The following is a 16,512-nucleotide window of genomic DNA, read 5'->3' on the forward strand; positions in this document are numbered from 1 at the left end:
TAAAACCGACCTAGGAAATGGAGGCGTTAAGAAAATAAACTGTATGAACGTAAAAAAAAATCTTCTGTTCGAAGCGCGACACAAATATTCAACCGAAGAAAATAATAAGCTCTCGCGCAAGTTTAGAATTTTTAGTGAGTACAGATTATTTTTAGCAGGAGTTTCCAGTCTTGATTTTTTGGTTCTTTTGGATTAAGCCAAAAGAACAGAGAAATTTAACTGAAACCAATAAACCTTTTTGAAGAAGATCATTATGGAAACAAAAAAAATATCAAGACTTTCAGTTACAGAAAAAGCACTCGAGCTCATTTGGGAACTTGAAAAAAAGCACGGCGAGCTTATGTTTTACCAAGCCGGAGGATGTTGTGAAGGTACACAGCCACAATGTTTCGAGAAGGGAGGCTATTTTCCGAGAATGAATGATGCCATGATCGGAACCATCAACGGTCACGAATTTTGGATCGACCGTGATTTGTTTGAATATTGGCAGTATTCTCATTTCACCTTAGATGTTCTTGAAGGTTTTGGCCCGGGTGGATTTTCGCTGGAAACCCCTTTGGGCAAAACATTTAAAGTACATTACAAACTATTTACAGTGGAAGAATTAAAAAATTTGGAAGAGGTAAAACGAAGCGAATAAATAGTAAAATCTATTCAATCAGCAAATCCACAAAAATATGTAATCGGTCGATTATTATTTACCCGTAGCAAAATGAAGAGTATTATGAGTTAAAAAATATTTAGATTTGAACAAATAAATATAAATAAACATATTTGGATTACATAGAATGAGAATAATAGCATTAAGAGGAAATAGTGATTGTGGTAAAAGTACTACACTTAACCGTGTGTATCAAGAAATAATAAGTAACACTTTATACTGTGTAAATCAAGAACTAAGAGAGGTTTTAGGAAACCCGATTAATAATGATTTTGAGTGTATAGTGACATTGTTTGACAATAGAAAGATTGCATTTTATACTATGGGCGATTATATGAGAGATATTCCATATGCAATAGAAAAATATGCAAAAATGAAAGTTGATATTTTAATTTTAGCTTCTAATACAAATTACAATAATCATTTAAATGCTATTGCAAACTATCCTTTTAATATTGTTGTCAAAACAATTGCTTTGCCAAGAAATGATGATAATAATAATGTATGTAATCTCCAAGATTGCGGAACAATTTTATCTTTAATTTAAAATTATTAAGAAATAGTTTGTCAATCAGGTTTTTCAATTTTGGTTAGATTATATTTCACACTTTCACAAACCGATTCACAAACATTGCTGCCACAATATCTCCAACAGCATTTAAAACTGTCGCCAAAGGATCTACCAAAGTTCCGATAATAATCACCGCAGGAATCGCTTCCTGTGGTAACTGATAGACAGAAATCATCAGCATTTCCCCAATATATCCGCCATTGGGAATTCCGCCTGCAACAATACTGACAAAAACAGTAATTCCTAAAGCTAAAAGAAGATTAGACGGTTCAAAAAAATCTCTTCCGATAATCTGAAATGCAACGTAGATTTTAATTATAGAAGACATCGAGGAGCCGTTTTTATGAAGTGTCGTTCCAATCGGGATTACCAGATTAGCAATCGAACTCGGAATACCGATTTTGGATGCTGCTACTAAGTTTGTAGGCATGGTTGCGAAACTGCTGCAGGTACTTAATGCGGTGAGTGTAGATAGAATGGCGTTAGTCCAGAAATTTTTTATTCCTTTTTTTCTGTCTGCGAGAAAGGCGTAAAGTGAAAAAAAGACGAAGAAGTAAATAATTCCTGAAATATAGTAAAGTCCGAGAGGCTTAGCATAAAAACCAAAAAGCTGAGGTCCAAGCGTTGCTACCTGATACGCAAAGTAAGCGCCCAAACCAATTGGTGCAATTTTCATAATCATCAAAAGCAGTTCTTTCATCACTTCATAACCCGATGCGATGAAGAGTCTGAAAGGCTTACCGTTTTCTCCGGATTTTCTTGCAGCAAAGCCGGTAAGGAAGGCGAAAATCAGTAATGCCAGCATGTTTTTCCGTGAAAAAAGTTCGGTGAATTCTCCAACGGTAAAGAAGCTTACAATCCTGTCTCCCCAGTTTTCTTCTTTTGCCGCTTCAGCTATAATTTCAGAACTTCCCGAAATCGAGGATACGGGAAATAAATACACCATTCCTATGGTAAAAATAGCAGCAATTAAGATGAACAAAAGAAAGGTAAATGCCATTGTAAAAATGATTTTACCAAACTTCGACTGCTGTTCAAGAGAAGATATCGAATTAGAAACCGCAAAAAAAACCAATGGTACAACGCTCACAAAAAGCAAATTCAGAAAAATATCTCCCATCGGTTTAATGTATTCCACAATTTGTGGAGCAACAACGCCAATAATGCTTCCGACGGTAATTCCGAGAAGGAGAAAAAGAATTCCTGAATAGTTTTTTAAAACCTCTTTCATATGAAGGTATTTTTAATTTTTAAATGGTTATCTGTCATGATCTGTCTTTATTGGTTTTGTGATTTTCAAGACAGTACCGGTGATTCCATGCGGTGATTTTTAGTAAAGATAGATTTATTTTTTAACAATTTCTTGGATAAATCTTCGGCTTAATTTTGGTAAATTTGAGTAAACAATCGTTTCTATGGCTTATATAGATTATTACAAAATTTTAGGCGTAGACAAAAGCGCAACTCAGGACGATATCAAAAAAGCGTACCGCAAGCAGGCAAGAAAACTGCACCCAGACCTTAACCCCAACGATAAAGAAGCAGAACTGAAATTCAAAGAGCTGAACGAAGCCAATGAAGTGTTGAGCAATCCGGAAAATCGGGCGAAATACGACAAATACGGTGAAAACTGGAAGCATGGTGAACAGTACGAACAGGCTCAGCAACAGCAAAGGCAATCCCAAAGTCAGGGTGGAAACTACGGTGGTGGTTTTTCGGGTGCTGATTTTGGTGGTGGCGAAGATTTTTCAGACTTTTTCCAGAGTATGTTTGGCGGTGACGGTGGCGGATTCGGCAGAAGCTCTCGCGGAAGCGCATCAGGAAAATTTAAAGGTCAGGATGTGCATGCAGAATTGAATTTAAATCTAAAGGACGCTGCAAAGACACAGCAACAGACTTTTGATATTAATGGCAAGAAGGTGAGAATAACAATTCCTGCGGGAGTTTACGATGGCCAGCAAATTAAATTGAAAGGCCACGGAAATCCTGGTTTTAATGGCGGTCCAACAGGAGATTTATACATTACTTTTAATATAGCTCCAGATCCGAATTTCGAAAGGGTAGGAGATGATTTAAAATCTAAAGTGACGATCGATTTGTACACCGCTGTTCTGGGTGGAGACGTAAAAGTGGAAACTTTAGAAGGGAACGTAAATCTTAAAGTAAAACCCGAAACTCAAAGCGGAACAACGGTGCGACTGAAAGGAAAAGGTTTTCCTGTCTATAAAAAAGACGGTGAATTTGGTGATCTGTTTGTGACGTATGATGTAAAGCTGCCCACAAACCTTAGTGATCAACAGAAAGAACTTTTTGAACAACTTAAAAATTCTTAATCATGAGCGAAAGAATATCACGGGAAGAACTCGTAAAAATATACAATATTGAAATTACTTTTTTTGATGAACTGGTAGATAACGGTCTCCTGAACGTAGAAACTGAGGATAATGTTCGTTACCTGATTTATGAAGATCTGCAGGTTTTTGAAAAGTTTGCCAACTGGCATTACGATTTAGAGGTCAATCTGCCGGGTTTGGAAGTGATTCATCATATGCTGCGTAAAATGGATGATCTTCATCAAAAAAATCGCGACCTGATGAATAAACTTTCAGTAATTCGTGAGAAATATGAGGATATTTAATTTAGTTTTGTAAAATCAAACACTACATACATGGCTAGAATAAACGACGACAAAATCATCAATTTAAAAATCAATAAAGGAGATTTTGAAGAGATTTATCTTAATGGAGATCAGGGAAGTCTTTTTTTGTCACCGACCGTAAAAGGAAAACTGATTACCACAATCATCGTGGCTACCATACTTTTGATTTTATTTTATTTTAAAGATGATTTAAGCAAAGAGAAATTCGGGATTTTATATTTTGTGAGTTTTCTTTTTCTGCTTTGTGCGGTCTACTTATCTTTGGCCATCAACAAAGTTTCGAAATGGAAAAAAGAAGTCGTAAAATACCTCAAGACTCTTGAGAATACTGAAATTTATCAGATTCAGTTCAATACTAAAGTTTTTAAAGTCAACCTGAATGATAATAAAGAAACAAGTCTCTGGACAGAATTCACAGCTGGTGAAATCAGCGAAAAATTTATTGGTCTGGAAGGTAAATTCAATTATATGTTTCCAAGAAAATCAATGTCAGAAGCAGATTTTAATATGTTGAAAGATGCAGTACAGAAAAATGTTTTAAAATAAAAAAAATCAGAGCCAACGCTCTGATTTCTGTTTTTTTATAAAGGTTCTGCATTAATCTAACCAACCCATTTCTTTCATCCACTCGTCGTTGTAGATTTTTCCCACATATCTTGAGCCGTGATCGTGAAGCAGAACCACAACCACATCGTCTATTGTAAACTGATCTTTCATCTGAACCAAAGCTGCCATCGCACTTCCTGCAGAATATCCACAGAAAATTCCTTCTTCTTTTGCCAGTTTTCTTGCATAGATTGCTCCATCTTTATCGGTTACTTTTTCGAAATGATCGATTACCGACATATCGTAGTTTTCAGGAAGAATATCTTCACCAATACCTTCTGTGATGTAGGTGTAAGCATTTCCCAAGTTAATTTCTCCCGTTTCGTGAATTTCTTTTAAAATTGATCCGTACGTATCAACTCCAATTACTTTGATGTCTTTATTTTTTTCTTTAAAAAACATTCCGCAACCTGTAATGGTACCTCCCGTTCCGGCTCCAACTAAAAAGTGAGTCAGTTTTCCGTCAGTTTGTTCCCAGATTTCAGGTGCAGTAGACTCGTAATGAGCCGCTCTGTTTGATAAATTATCATATTGATTTACGTACCATCCGTTTTGCGTTTCTTTAGCCAATCTCTTTGAAACTGAATAATAAGAACGTGGATCTGTAGGTTTTACGTCTGTCGGACAAACGATAACTTCAGCTCCAACAGCACGAAGAATGTCGCATTTTTCTTTAGATTGCTTAGCGTTGGTTACAAAAATACACTTGTATCCTTTGATGATTGCTGCCAAAGCTAATCCCATTCCTGTATTTCCCGAAGTTCCTTCAATGATGGTTCCTCCTGGCTTAAGTCTTCCATCTTTTTCAGCATCTTCAATCATTTTCAGAGCCATTCTGTCTTTCACTGAATTTCCTGGGTTGAACGTTTCCACTTTTGCCAAAACCAAAGCCGGGAAATCTTCACCTAAAACGTTATTAATCTTTACAAGTGGCGTATTTCCTATGGTTTCGAGTATGTTTTCTGCGTATTTCATATGTCGCTTTTATTATTTTTTTTCTGCACCCCAAATATACATTTTTCAGAATAATTCAGAATCTATGTAAATGATTAGATGTAATTTACTTTATGTGCGAATTTTGTAATACGCCAAAAACGTCAGTAAACAATCGGCAAATGTTTATTCAGTTTATTAGAAATATGATTTTTAGGAGCTTTTCCCGCTTTCCACTATATCTTTTTCGCCAACGCTTTTTTCCAAAGCCATTTCAGAAAAAGGATGTCGTTTCAATCGGGGCTAAGAAATTTAGTAATAAGTCAAAAATTTGGAACAACCGGAAAATTCACAAGCGAAACAAATTGACGATTCACCATTTACTAATTATATTTAATCGCTTTAACGGGAGAAATCTTACTGATCAGATAACTTGGAATCACCAAAGCCATTCCTGAAATAATCAAAATTCCTATAGAAATTGAAATAATTAATAATGGGTTCAAATCAACCGGAACAACGCTCACATAATAATTAGCAGGATTCAATTTAATAATTCCTGTATATTTTTGAATGAATAAAAGTCCGAGTCCAATCAAATTTCCATATAAAAGTCCGGGAACCATGATAATTAAGGTGTAATTGATAAACGTTGCACGAATCTGTCCGTTGGTTGCACCTAAAGTTTTAAGCAAACCTATTGAGTTGGTTCTTTCGATAATCAAAATCAACAAAACCATGATGATATTAATGATCACTACCAAAAGCATAATTGAAATAATAATTCCGATATTAGTATCGAAAAGCCCAATCCAATCGTTGATTTGCGGATATTTGTCGGTTGCTTTTTCAGCATAATTTTTATATCCGATAAACTTTTCAACTTCAGGGAAATCTTCATCAACATCATTGATGTTTTTAAAAAATATATCTAATCCACCGATTTGATCAGGACTCATATCCATAATTCTTCTTACATGATTGATGTCTCCAATCACAAACTGATCGTCAATCATTTTGATGTCGGTTTTGTAAATTCCGACTACTTCAAAATTCCTGTAAATAGGTTTCTGATCGGCTTTTGAAAACACTGTTACAATGCTGTCATTTACTTTCAAATGAAGATCATTGGCAATTTTTTCAGAAATAGCAACACCGTTATTATAACCTTCTCCATTGAAAAAAGGAGTTTTTCCGGCAATTAGAAATTTTTTAAATCGTAAACTGTCAAAATCTTTATCAATCCCCTTGAAGATAACTCCCGCAAAACTATGTTTATTACGCATAATTCCTGTCACCATTGCATATTGCTGAACTGCTGCGACATCAGGAAGCGTTTTTATACTTTTAACATCCAACCCGTCTTTATTAAGAACTGAAGTGTTATTAGAAGAATTTGACTTGGTTGATCTTACTGTAATATGTCCGCTAAAATCTCCTAATCTTTCTTTAATCGCCTTTTTTGAACCCAATCCTGTAGAAACGGTAATGAGTGAAACAATGATTCCCAAAGCCACAGAAAGTCTTCCGATGATGACGATCACCCGAGAAAGGTTATTTTTGTTATCTTTGGAAAACGCTATTTTTCGGGAGAAATATAATGGAAATTTCAAGCTTATGAATTTAAATTTCAAAATTAGAACTTTAGTTCTTATTTGCCTAATTTTTTTAGGAGTATTCAATCAATATTATTCTCAAACCTCAGATAAAGACGGTTTTAAAACAGGAGCAGATCGAGCGGAATTATATCTTCCGCTTCTTAAAAACAAAACTATTGGTATCGTGACTAACCAAACCGGATTACTGAATGATAAGACACATCTTGTTGATTTTTTAGTAAAAAATAATATTAAAATTAAAACGATTTTCGCTCCTGAGCACGGTTTCAGAGGTGATGCCGATGCAGGTGAAAAGGTGAAAAACGGAGTAGATGTAAAAACCGGAATTCCTATTGTCTCTCTTTACGGACCAAATAAAAAACCAAAACCGGAACAATTAAAAGGACTTGATATTGTTGTTTTTGATATTCAGGATGTTGGGGTAAGATTTTACACGTATATATCAACTCTAACTTATCTAATGGAAGCCGGAGCTGAAAATAATGTCGAAATCATGGTTTTAGACCGACCAAATCCACACGACGGATATATTGACGGGCCAGTTTTAAAGAAAAAATGGGAAAGTTTTGTCGGAATGCACCAAGTTCCTGTAGTTTATGGTTTAACGATCGGTGAATATGGTAAAATGGTAAATGGAGAAAAATGGCTGAAAAATGGAGTTCAGGCAAAATATACTTTGATTGAAATGCAAAATTATCACAAGAAAAAGCGGTATTCCATTTTAGATAAGCCTTCACCGAATTTGCCGAATGATAAGTCGATCAACTTATATCCGAGCTTATGTTTTTTTGAAGGAACTCAGGTTTCTGCAGGAAGAGGAACGGATATTCCGTTTCAGGTTTATGGCTCACCTTGGACGAAAGATTTGCCTTATCAATTTACACCAAAACCCACTTCTGGAGCTAAAGATCCTTTCCTGAATGGTAAATTATGCTATGGAGAAGATCTTTCGAGCTATTCTAAAGATTTAAGAGAATTAAATTTAGAATGGCTGATTAAAGCTTATAAAAACTATAAAAATCCTGAGCAGGATTTCTTTCTGAAAAATCTTTTCTTTGATAAATTAGCGGGCAGTGACGAGTTGAGAAAACAAATTATTGCAGGAAAATCGGAAAAAGAAATTAAATTTTCCTGGAAAACAGATTTGGATAAATTTGAGAAAATCAGAAAAAAATATATTGTTTATAAAGATTAAAAAAAGGTCAATTGTAATTTTACAGTTGACCTTTTTTATTAATGTTTTTATTTAATCAAAATTTTGCGGTGGTGTTTTATCGTTCTTCCCTTTATTCAAAATAAAAAGTCCGATAGATAAACCGATAACTCCTGCAAAAGCAGTCATTAATGCACGTTCCAATTTATCTGCTTCTTCATTTCCTAAATAATTCATCAGAAAAAGTATAGCAAATGTAATAATTGATATAATAATGTGGTTTCTTCCTAGTAATTTCATATTATTTTAGTCTGTAAGAGATCATTACCCCGCCTCTGTAAGGGATTATTTCACCACTTCTGTTGTAACCTTCAGGTTTTTCATCATATCTTTTTCCTGATACTCTGTCATATCCTTTGTAAAAATCCTGGGAAGTTCCTATCGTTCCATACAATTCCATTCTCCAGTTATCAGATAATTTAAATTGATAACCTGCGGTAATACCGGCTAAAAAAGAATATCCTTTTTGGTAAAGATTTGATTTTGTGAAAATTACATTTTCTTCATTTTTGCTTGGGTAAGGGTCATCGTTCCAATAGTTCCATTTTTGCAAAACAAAAGAAGAAACTCCTATATTGGCTCCTAAAAACCATCCGTTAAAAGCTTCATCAAAATAATAACGTCCTTCCAATGATAAGGAATAATATTGTAATTCATGACCGGAAAAAGATTTCCAAGGCGATATCAAAATATCTCCCTGAGTTGTTATATTTTTTGTTATTTGATGTTCTAAACCTAGATTAACAACACCAATCGGAATCAACAAAGCATTCCCTTTTATATATACCTTTTTCTCAGGTTCGGGCTTCGTTTCTTCAGTCTGAACTTCCTGAGCATTCATATTTACTATTGAAAATAAACTTAATGCCGCAATAAAAATTTTATATTTCAAAATATGAGTTTTTATTTAATTTGACTTAATAATTTTTCTGCTAAACTTGCATCTTTACCCGATTGAGTGGCAATGTTTTTTGATTGTTCAGCAAAATTCTTCGCTAAATCTTTACTTCCTAAATTAAAATATATTTTAGCTAAAATATAAGTGTTTTCTGATGTTTCGCCACGCATTACAGATTTCTCAGCCCATTCTGCTGCTCTTTTCAAAGAAGTTTTCGTTTTAATATTGTCTGAAAAAATCCAGGCTGCTTTTAAAAGTTCATTGGGTTCAAAAGAATCTGAGTTTTTATAATATTCCAATGCTGCTTTTTCATACTCGAGAAAATTAGCGTTTTGTTCGTAATAGGCTAATTTGGTTTGATTAAGCTTTGTAATAGCTGCTTGTTTTCCAACCAACGGTTCTGCTATTTTCAAAAAATATGCATCGTTTATTTTCTTGTTCTTTTCGTCAATAGATTCCTGAACCACTTTACCTAAGACCATTTGATTATTAAACTCATTATAGTTTTCTTCAGGTAAAAATTTGATTATTTCAGCTTTTCGAGCAACAAAAGTTTTGTAATTAGAATCTTCAGATGACTTCAAAAAATACAATAAAAGTCCAACATCATCTTTCGTTAATTCTTCGTCTTTCTTTTTGTTTTCAAAATATCTTTCAGAGGCTTTCTTAGCAAATTCATAGTCTGAATTCGAATTAAGTTTCATGATATTTATTAAAAATTCAGGGCTTTTTTCACCTTTTGCAAATCTCTCTTTAGATGAACCCTCCTTTGAATTTACAGCATTTACATCTTGTACCATAGAAAGAAATAAACTTGGCTCCATGTAACCGTAATTTTGAGAAATCAATTCGCCGTCACCATTTAAAAAAAGAAAAGTAGGATAGGAGCGTACAGAGAATTTTTGAGCAATCTCTCTTCCTTCGCCTTTTTCCATGTCGATTCTGGAGCTTACAAAGTTTTTATTGAAATAATCTCCTACTGATTTTTGGGTGAAAACATTTTTATCCATCATTTTGCATGGGCCACACCAAACTGCATAAGCATCGATAAAAACAAGCTTTTTTTCTTTTTTTGCTCTTGCAAGAAGATCTTTAAAATTACTTTGGTCAAATTTAATTCCTTCTTCCTGAGCGAAAATAAATAGGTTGATAAAAATAAATAATCCGGAGATAATCTTTTTCATTCTAAATAAATTTTGAAAAGCGAAGATACTTATTTTTGATTGTATATGAATACTGAATCAGTTTTAAAAGATATAAAACAAAAAAACCACTCTTGAAAAAGAGTGGTTTAAGTGGTTTCTCCAGGAATCGAACCAGGGACACATGGATTTTCAATCCATTGCTCTACCAACTGAGCTAAGAAACCATTTGGTTTACTTTAGATTTTCAACTTTTGAAAAGAAAACCGCCTAATGAAAGGCGGTTTTGTGGTTTCTCCAGGAATCGAACCAGGGACACATGGATTTTCAATCCATTGCTCTACCAACTGAGCTAAGAAACCATTTGGTTTACTTTAGATTTTCAACTTTTGAAAAGAAAACCGCCTAATGAAAGGCGGTTTTGTGGTTTCTCCAGGAATCGAACCAGGGACACATGGATTTTCAATCCATTGCTCTACCAACTGAGCTAAGAAACCATTTGGTTTACTTTAGATTTTCAACTTTTGAAAAGAAAACCGCCTAATGAAAGGCGGTTTTGTGGTTTCTCCAGGAATCGAACCAGGGACACATGGATTTTCAATCCATTGCTCTACCAACTGAGCTAAGAAACCGTTCTTTTTACTTCGTTGTTTTAAAGTGATGCAAAAGTAGGAAGTTTTGATATATGAAGCAAATATTAATCAAAGTTTTTTCAATTTAAGCAAAAACCTACTGATTTTCAGATGGATTATTTTCCTGCTCTTTTCTTATTTGTTCGCTCATTTCCTCTAAAACAGGCTTAATTGTGCTCTCTGGAAGATCACTAATTCTAATATACATCAAGCCATCAATAGCATCATTGAAGTTAGGATCAACATTAAATGCAATTACTTTTGCGTTTTGCTTTATATATTTTTTGATTAAAACAGGCATTCTCAATTCCGGTTCAAGATCATCGATGATTTTATCTAATTTATTTAAATCAGATTCCATTTCGTTCAAGAATAAGTTTTTGTCACGCTCTCTTAATTTAACTTTATAGTCATTTCGTGGTGTAATGTATTGAGCAACAGCAGAATCGTAATAATTGGAGCGCATAAACTCAATCATCAAAGATTTCGAAAATTCCGAAAACTTGTTAGAAATACTTACTCCGCCCATTAAAAATTTATGGTCTGGATTTCTCAGGCAAACATGCACAATTCCACGCCATAAAAGGAATAAAGGAAGTGGTTTCTGCTGATATTCTTCGCAGATGTAAGCTCTTCCCATTTCGATAACCTTCTTGAAAAACGGATGAATATCTTGTTCAAATTCAAATAAAGAACTTGTGTAAAAGCCTTTAATACCGAATTTTTTCATTACATCTTTACCCAGAGCCATTCTGTAAGCTCCGGCTAATTTTTCAGCAGCATTATCCCATAAAAAAAGATGATGATAATGTTTATCGTATTCATCAAGATCAAACGGAAGATTACTTCCTTCACCAACTGCACGGAAAGTAAGTTCTCTTTGTCTTCCGATTTCCCTCATAATAGAAGGTATTTCTTCGTAAGGAGTAAAATAAATCTCGTAATTACCGTTGCTGAACAGCATTCTGTCTGTTCCTTTTATTTTACTGATATCTTTCAAAAGATCTTCTTTTGGAGTTTCATCAATAATATTCTGAACAATATTTTCTTCTTTTAATAATGGAAATTTTATCGAGAGATTTTTCAGATTGATTGCCTGTGCAAGAGATTTTCTTTTTTCATAATAAGATTTCATCATGTAAACCTTACGTTTCAGAAATTCTCCCAATTCTTCGATGTTTTCCATGTCATCCATCACTTTTACGGTGATAGGTTTTCCAATTCTTATACGGATTGGTTTTTCTCTGTCGTTCATCATTTCTGCAGGAAGCATCAATGTCTGCAAATTAGGATGAATCTTTGCAACCTGATAAAATAAAGTGCTGTTTTTAGCATGAAAATACATCGGAACCACTGGAACTTTAGCCATTTTTATGAGCTTTAAAGCTGGTTTTTCCCATTCTTTATCTAAAATTTCACTGTAAGGATTATTTTTATTTGAAACTTCACCTGCTGGGAAAATTCCTACACAACCGCCGTTTTCCAGATGCTTTAAAGTTTCGCGCATTCCGGTTGAGCTGTTTCTAACCTCTCTTCTTCCTTCAAAAGGATTTACCGGAATCACATAAGGCTCCATGGGTTTTATTTTTTCTAAAAGAAAATTTCCCATTACCTTAAAATCCGGGCGAACTTCAGATAAAATTTTACACATTAAAATTCCGTCAATTGCACCAAGAGGGTGATTAGAAACCAAAATAAACGGTCCTGTTTTCGGAATTTTTGCCAAATCTTCTTCAAAAGCGATGTAACTTAAGTTTCGTTCTCTTACAAATGAATCGAAAAAGTCTTTACCTTCCTTGTCTTTTAATTTATCATAAAGTCTGTTGACCTGATTGATTTTTGCGACGCTCATCACAGCAGAAGCGACAGGGTTTTTCAGGAAACCTATCTTATTTAAGCCGGAAGCTTTAATTAAATCGTTTTTCGAGATTAAGCTCATGTGTTTTTAGTCGAAATTAGTTTTATTGTGTTACCATTTGCAGTGTATTTTTTGCAATTTGTTCCAATAATACACTTTTTCCTTGGTAAAATTTGTCGATGTTTTCCATTTTTGCATTTCTTACTGTAAATAAAGATACATTTTTTATGACATCTGTTTTAAAAACTTTTTGAAGTTCGTCATTTAGCTCCTCCACTTTATTAAATTTATCTTCAAGACAGAGTTCCAGAGAAATCGCAGAATTCTGCATTAAAGAAACTTTAATTTTATATTTTGCTAAATTGTTGAAAATTAAACTCATGTGGTCTTCTGCAATAAACGAGAAGTCTCTTGTTGAAATTTTCAATAAAGTCTGATGTTCTTTTAAGATATAAGATTCTTCACTTTGGTTTTTATCGGAAGCACCTACTTTTGTTCCTGCTTTTGTAGGATCTACGAAAGATTTTACATAAAAAGGAATGTTTTTTTGTTGAAGAGGCTGTAAGGTTTTTGGATGAATTACACTTGCTCCGTAATAAGCCATTTCAATTGCTTCTTCATAAGAAATGTTTGAAAGAAGAGTTACATCATCGAATTTTCTTGGATCTCCGGTCATTACTCCAGGGACGTCTTTCCAGATCGTCATTGCTTCTGCATTTAAACAATAGGCAAAAATTGCCGCTGAATAATCTGAACCTTCTCTTCCTAAAGTAACCGTAAAATTATTATCATCCGAACCGATAAAACCTTGAGTTACATAACAAATTGCAGGATTTAAATTTGAAATAAATTCTTCAGTTTTTTGCCAATTTACAACTCCGTCTCTATAAGAATCGTCAGTTTTCACATAATCTCTTGCGTCTAACCATTGATTGCTAAACTGAATGTCATTTAAATATTCACTTACAATTTTAGTGGAAATCATTTCGCCACAACTTACAACCTGATCATAAACAAAATTGTAGTTGGGAGATTTATTTCTTCTTAAAAATGAATCAATATCATCAAAAAATAGATTAATTTCTGCAAATACCGCATGATCTTCTGCAAAAAGCCCTTGAGCTATTTCGATGTGTTTCTGTTTTATTTCTTCAATTTCTGTTTGATAGTTATCTTTCTTAAAGTACATTTCAACCACTTTTTCCAGCGCATTTGTGGTTTTACCCATCGCCGAAATTACAAGCAGACATTTCTCAAAGCCTTGACTTTGAAGAACCATAGAAACATTTTTTACACTTTGAGCATCTTTTACAGATGCTCCACCAAACTTGAAAATTTTCATTAAAGTATTAAAAATAAAATTGTTAGATTATCGAAATTTTAAGATGTCAAAATTATAAATTTACACCGAGATATGAAATAGGCAGCGAGCGCGATATAATTAAGATTTTATTAAAATCAAAATTTGTCTCCAAATAGTGTGGTTACTGTAATGATTTGGGGAGTTTTAAAATTTAAATTTTCATGTTGTCTGATTTGTTTTTGCTTGTATAGTTTTGATATACAGATGTTAAAGTCTATTTTAATATTTATTTCTTAAATAAGATAAATTTTACGAAATTTGGGAAAAGTGTAAAAAGAAAATTATGTCAGATCAGTCATTACAAACTTTAGGAGAATTTCTTATTGATAAACAGGAAGATTTCCAGTATTCTACGGGAGAATTTTCACGTCTTCTGAGTGCAATAAGATTAGCTTCAAAAGTTGTAAACAGAGAAGTAAACAAAGCAGGAATTGTAGATATTACAGGTGCTGCAGGAAACCAGAATATTCAAGGTGAAGAACAGCAGAAGCTAGATGTTATTGCCAATGATATTTTTATCACAGCACTATCTCAGAGAGAGGTTGTCTGCGGAATTGCTTCTGAAGAGAATGACGATTTTATTGATATTAAATGTGGTGAAAACGGTCATTTGAGTAAATATGTGGTTTTAATAGATCCGCTTGATGGCTCTTCAAATATTGATGTAAACGTTTCTGTAGGAACAATTTTTTCAATTTACAGAAGGGTTACAGAGCCTGGAACTCCGGTTCAGCTTGAAGATTTTTTACAAAAAGGGATTAATCAGATTGCAGCAGGTTATGTTATTTATGGGTCTTCTACAATGATTGTTTACACTACTGGAAACGGAGTAAACGGATTTACACTTGATCCGTCTTTAGGAACATATTATCTTTCTCATCCGAATATGACTTTCCCGAAAACAGGGAAAATTTATTCAATCAACGAAGGGAATTATATCAAATTTCCTCAAGGTGTAAAAAATTATCTTAAATATTGTCAGATGGAAGAAGGAGATCGTCCTTATACATCAAGATATATTGGTTCGTTAGTTGCCGATTTCCACAGAAATATGTTGAAAGGAGGTATTTATATTTATCCATCTTACGGTCAGTCTCCTAACGGAAAATTGAGATTGTTGTATGAATGTAATCCGATGGCATTTTTGGCTGAGCAAGCGGGTGGAAAAGCTACAGACGGATTCAGGAGAATTATGGAGGTAGAACCTACCGAATTGCATCAAAGGATTCCGTTTTTTGCTGGGAGTATTGATATGGTAGAAAAGGCAGAAGAATTTATGCGAATTGACAGCGTAAAATAAATGATAGCAGAATATTACAAATATTTATTAAAATTCAAACGCCCGAGTGGAACATCTCGCGGCGTTTTGCTTGAAAAAGAGACTTTTATTCTTGAAATTTTTCAGGATGATAAAAAAGGAGTAGGAGAATGTGCAATTTTCAGAGGATTAAGTTTTGATGATAAACCTGATTATGAAGAAAAACTGCAATGGCTTTGTGAAAATATTAATCGAGATTCTGAATATTTAAAGGATGAATTAAAAGAATTTCCATCAATTTGGTTTGGTTATGAGCAGGCTGTTTTAAATTTTAAAAATGGCAAAAATCTTTATTTTTCAAGTGAATTTACTGAAGGAAAAACTCCGATCATTATTAATGGATTGATTTGGATGGGAGATATTGATTTTATGGAAGAACAGATTCAGGAAAAACTGGATCAAGGTTTTCATTGTATTAAACTTAAAATCGGTGTCGATTGGAAATCAGAACATCAAATTCTTCAAAAATTAAGACATAAATTTTCAAAAAATCAGCTCGAGCTTCGGGTTGATGCGAATGGAGGTTTCACTAAAGATGAAGCTAAGGTTGTTTTACAGCAATTGGCAGATTTAGATATCCATTCAATTGAGCAACCCATAAAAGCTGGAAACTGGAATGATATGGCAGATCTATGTGCAGAAACTCCAACTCCAATTGCATTAGATGAAGAATTAATAGGGATAATTGATTTTAGTGAAAAGAAAAAGCTTTTAGAAACAATAAAACCACAATATATTATTTTAAAACCGGCTTTGGTTGGAGGTTTTTCAGGTTGTGATGAATGGATATCTCAAGCTGAACAACAAAATATCGGTTGGTGGATTACTTCAGCTTTGGAAAGTAATATTGGGTTGAATGCTATCGCGCAATACACATTTACAAAATGTAATCAAATGCCTCAAGGTTTAGGAACTGGGAGTTTGTTTACCAATAATTTCAAGAGCTTTTTAGAACTTAAAGGTGAGAAACTTTTTTACAAAAGCTAGTCGGATTAAATTATACCGTCAATGAAAATTGCTTTCTTAATATATTCAATAA

Annotated in this window: 16 protein-coding genes and 4 tRNA genes; 8 read left to right on the top strand and 12 right to left on the bottom strand. The window is 33.7% G+C overall.

The window, feature by feature from the left end; translation table 11 throughout:
• The first annotated feature begins 253 nt into the window (after window positions 1-253).
• Window positions 254-640, top strand: coding sequence for a DUF779 domain-containing protein (locus OEA66_RS10790; protein WP_267281376.1), 387 nt, complete (start codon window positions 254-256; stop codon window positions 638-640).
• 148 nt (window positions 641-788) lie between these two features.
• A complete protein-coding gene (locus OEA66_RS10795; protein ID WP_267281377.1) occupies window positions 789-1,208 on the top strand; it encodes a hypothetical protein in 420 nt (139 codons plus the stop codon).
• Window positions 1,209-1,263: 55 nt separating this feature from the next.
• On the opposite strand, the gene OEA66_RS10800 is transcribed toward OEA66_RS10795, so the two are convergent.
• Window positions 1,264-2,463, bottom strand: a complete 1,200-nt coding sequence (locus OEA66_RS10800; protein WP_267281378.1) for a dicarboxylate/amino acid:cation symporter — start codon at window positions 2,461-2,463, stop codon at window positions 1,264-1,266.
• A 184-nt stretch (window positions 2,464-2,647) separates the two neighbouring features.
• Between OEA66_RS10800 and OEA66_RS10805 the strand changes: the two genes are divergently transcribed.
• Genes OEA66_RS10805 through OEA66_RS10815 form a run of 3 tightly spaced genes read left to right on the top strand, consistent with a single transcriptional unit; the run spans window position 2,648 to window position 4,437 of the window.
• A complete protein-coding gene (locus tag OEA66_RS10805) occupies window positions 2,648-3,565 on the top strand; it encodes a DnaJ C-terminal domain-containing protein (RefSeq protein WP_267281379.1) in 918 nt (305 codons plus the stop codon).
• 2 nt (window positions 3,566-3,567) lie between these two features.
• Window positions 3,568-3,870: a chaperone modulator CbpM gene (locus OEA66_RS10810; protein ID WP_267281380.1), complete on the top strand. Its 303-nt coding sequence runs from the start codon at window positions 3,568-3,570 to the stop codon at window positions 3,868-3,870.
• A gap of 30 nt (window positions 3,871-3,900) precedes the next feature.
• The gene (locus OEA66_RS10815; protein ID WP_267281381.1) at window positions 3,901-4,437 is read left to right on the top strand and encodes a hypothetical protein; all 537 of its coding nucleotides are present in this window, start codon (window positions 3,901-3,903) and stop codon (window positions 4,435-4,437) included.
• A 51-nt stretch (window positions 4,438-4,488) separates the two neighbouring features.
• Here OEA66_RS10815 and OEA66_RS10820 read toward each other — a convergent pair whose 3' ends face one another.
• Both OEA66_RS10820 and OEA66_RS10825 read right to left on the bottom strand, forming a co-directional pair.
• Entirely contained in the window at window positions 4,489-5,472 is a 984-nt protein-coding gene (locus tag OEA66_RS10820) for a PLP-dependent cysteine synthase family protein (RefSeq protein ID WP_267281382.1), read from the bottom strand.
• A gap of 341 nt (window positions 5,473-5,813) precedes the next feature.
• Window positions 5,814-7,043, bottom strand: coding sequence for an ABC transporter permease (locus OEA66_RS10825; protein ID WP_267281383.1), 1,230 nt, complete (start codon window positions 7,041-7,043; stop codon window positions 5,814-5,816).
• A gap of 4 nt (window positions 7,044-7,047) precedes the next feature.
• On the opposite strand from OEA66_RS10825, the gene OEA66_RS10830 reads away from it, so the two are divergent.
• Window positions 7,048-8,244: an exo-beta-N-acetylmuramidase NamZ family protein gene (locus OEA66_RS10830; RefSeq protein WP_267281384.1), complete on the top strand. Its 1,197-nt coding sequence runs from the start codon at window positions 7,048-7,050 to the stop codon at window positions 8,242-8,244.
• A gap of 51 nt (window positions 8,245-8,295) precedes the next feature.
• Here OEA66_RS10830 and OEA66_RS10835 read toward each other — a convergent pair whose 3' ends face one another.
• The 9 genes from OEA66_RS10835 to OEA66_RS10875 all read right to left on the bottom strand — a co-directional run bounded on the left by OEA66_RS10835 (window position 8,296) and on the right by OEA66_RS10875 (window position 14,134).
• Entirely contained in the window at window positions 8,296-8,502 is a 207-nt protein-coding gene (locus OEA66_RS10835; RefSeq protein ID WP_267281385.1) for a hypothetical protein, read from the bottom strand.
• A 1-nt stretch (window position 8,503) separates the two neighbouring features.
• The gene (locus OEA66_RS10840) at window positions 8,504-9,154 is read right to left on the bottom strand and encodes a DUF3575 domain-containing protein (RefSeq protein WP_267281386.1); all 651 of its coding nucleotides are present in this window, start codon (window positions 9,152-9,154) and stop codon (window positions 8,504-8,506) included.
• 11 nt (window positions 9,155-9,165) lie between these two features.
• Complete coding sequence (locus OEA66_RS10845) at window positions 9,166-10,344, bottom strand: thioredoxin family protein (RefSeq protein ID WP_267281387.1); 1,179 nt, start codon at window positions 10,342-10,344, stop codon at window positions 9,166-9,168.
• 112 nt (window positions 10,345-10,456) lie between these two features.
• A tRNA-Phe gene (locus OEA66_RS10850) sits at window positions 10,457-10,529 on the bottom strand.
• A gap of 62 nt (window positions 10,530-10,591) precedes the next feature.
• A tRNA-Phe gene (locus OEA66_RS10855) sits at window positions 10,592-10,664 on the bottom strand.
• Between the two features lie 62 nt (window positions 10,665-10,726).
• Window positions 10,727-10,799, bottom strand: a tRNA-Phe gene (locus tag OEA66_RS10860).
• Window positions 10,800-10,861: 62 nt separating this feature from the next.
• A tRNA-Phe gene (locus OEA66_RS10865) sits at window positions 10,862-10,934 on the bottom strand.
• A 97-nt stretch (window positions 10,935-11,031) separates the two neighbouring features.
• The gene (locus tag OEA66_RS10870) at window positions 11,032-12,873 is read right to left on the bottom strand and encodes a bifunctional lysophospholipid acyltransferase family protein/GNAT family N-acetyltransferase (RefSeq protein ID WP_267281388.1); all 1,842 of its coding nucleotides are present in this window, start codon (window positions 12,871-12,873) and stop codon (window positions 11,032-11,034) included.
• Window positions 12,874-12,895: 22 nt separating this feature from the next.
• Window positions 12,896-14,134, bottom strand: a complete 1,239-nt coding sequence (locus tag OEA66_RS10875) for an aspartate kinase (protein ID WP_267281389.1) — start codon at window positions 14,132-14,134, stop codon at window positions 12,896-12,898.
• A 304-nt stretch (window positions 14,135-14,438) separates the two neighbouring features.
• On the opposite strand from OEA66_RS10875, the gene fbp reads away from it, so the two are divergent.
• Together fbp and OEA66_RS10885 are read left to right on the top strand one after the other, a co-directional pair.
• A complete protein-coding gene (gene fbp / locus OEA66_RS10880) occupies window positions 14,439-15,455 on the top strand; it encodes a class 1 fructose-bisphosphatase (RefSeq protein WP_267266744.1) in 1,017 nt (338 codons plus the stop codon).
• Window positions 15,456-16,460 (top strand): o-succinylbenzoate synthase, encoded by a 1,005-nt coding sequence (locus OEA66_RS10885; protein ID WP_267281390.1) that lies wholly within the window; start codon window positions 15,456-15,458, stop codon window positions 16,458-16,460. It begins immediately after the preceding gene.
• Window positions 16,461-16,512 lie beyond the last annotated feature (52 nt).

The organism is Chryseobacterium luquanense, assembly GCF_026460945.1.
In the GTDB taxonomy this organism is placed as follows: domain Bacteria; phylum Bacteroidota; class Bacteroidia; order Flavobacteriales; family Weeksellaceae; genus Chryseobacterium; species Chryseobacterium luquanense.

Excerpts from the sequence above, each read along its gene's own strand:
- OEA66_RS10800 (WP_267281378.1), bottom strand. The coding sequence starts at position 2,463 with ATGAAAGAGGTTTTAAAAAACTATTCAGGAATTCTTTTTCTCCTTCTC.
- OEA66_RS10795 (WP_267281377.1), top strand. The coding sequence starts at position 789 with ATGAGAATAATAGCATTAAGAGGAAATAGTGATTGTGGTAAAAGTACT.
- OEA66_RS10815 (WP_267281381.1), top strand. The coding sequence starts at position 3,901 with ATGGCTAGAATAAACGACGACAAAATCATCAATTTAAAAATCAATAAA.
- OEA66_RS10805 (WP_267281379.1), top strand. The coding sequence starts at position 2,648 with ATGGCTTATATAGATTATTACAAAATTTTAGGCGTAGACAAAAGCGCA.
- OEA66_RS10870 (WP_267281388.1), bottom strand. The coding sequence starts at position 12,873 with ATGAGCTTAATCTCGAAAAACGATTTAATTAAAGCTTCCGGCTTAAAT.
- OEA66_RS10835 (WP_267281385.1), bottom strand. The coding sequence starts at position 8,502 with ATGAAATTACTAGGAAGAAACCACATTATTATATCAATTATTACATTT.
- OEA66_RS10845 (WP_267281387.1), bottom strand. The coding sequence starts at position 10,344 with ATGAAAAAGATTATCTCCGGATTATTTATTTTTATCAACCTATTTATT.
- OEA66_RS10810 (WP_267281380.1), top strand. The coding sequence starts at position 3,568 with ATGAGCGAAAGAATATCACGGGAAGAACTCGTAAAAATATACAATATT.
- OEA66_RS10875 (WP_267281389.1), bottom strand. The coding sequence starts at position 14,134 with ATGAAAATTTTCAAGTTTGGTGGAGCATCTGTAAAAGATGCTCAAAGT.
- OEA66_RS10885 (WP_267281390.1), top strand. The coding sequence starts at position 15,456 with ATGATAGCAGAATATTACAAATATTTATTAAAATTCAAACGCCCGAGT.
- OEA66_RS10820 (WP_267281382.1), bottom strand. The coding sequence starts at position 5,472 with ATGAAATACGCAGAAAACATACTCGAAACCATAGGAAATACGCCACTT.
- fbp (WP_267266744.1), top strand. The coding sequence starts at position 14,439 with ATGTCAGATCAGTCATTACAAACTTTAGGAGAATTTCTTATTGATAAA.
- OEA66_RS10790 (WP_267281376.1), top strand. The coding sequence starts at position 254 with ATGGAAACAAAAAAAATATCAAGACTTTCAGTTACAGAAAAAGCACTC.
- OEA66_RS10830 (WP_267281384.1), top strand. The coding sequence starts at position 7,048 with ATGAATTTAAATTTCAAAATTAGAACTTTAGTTCTTATTTGCCTAATT.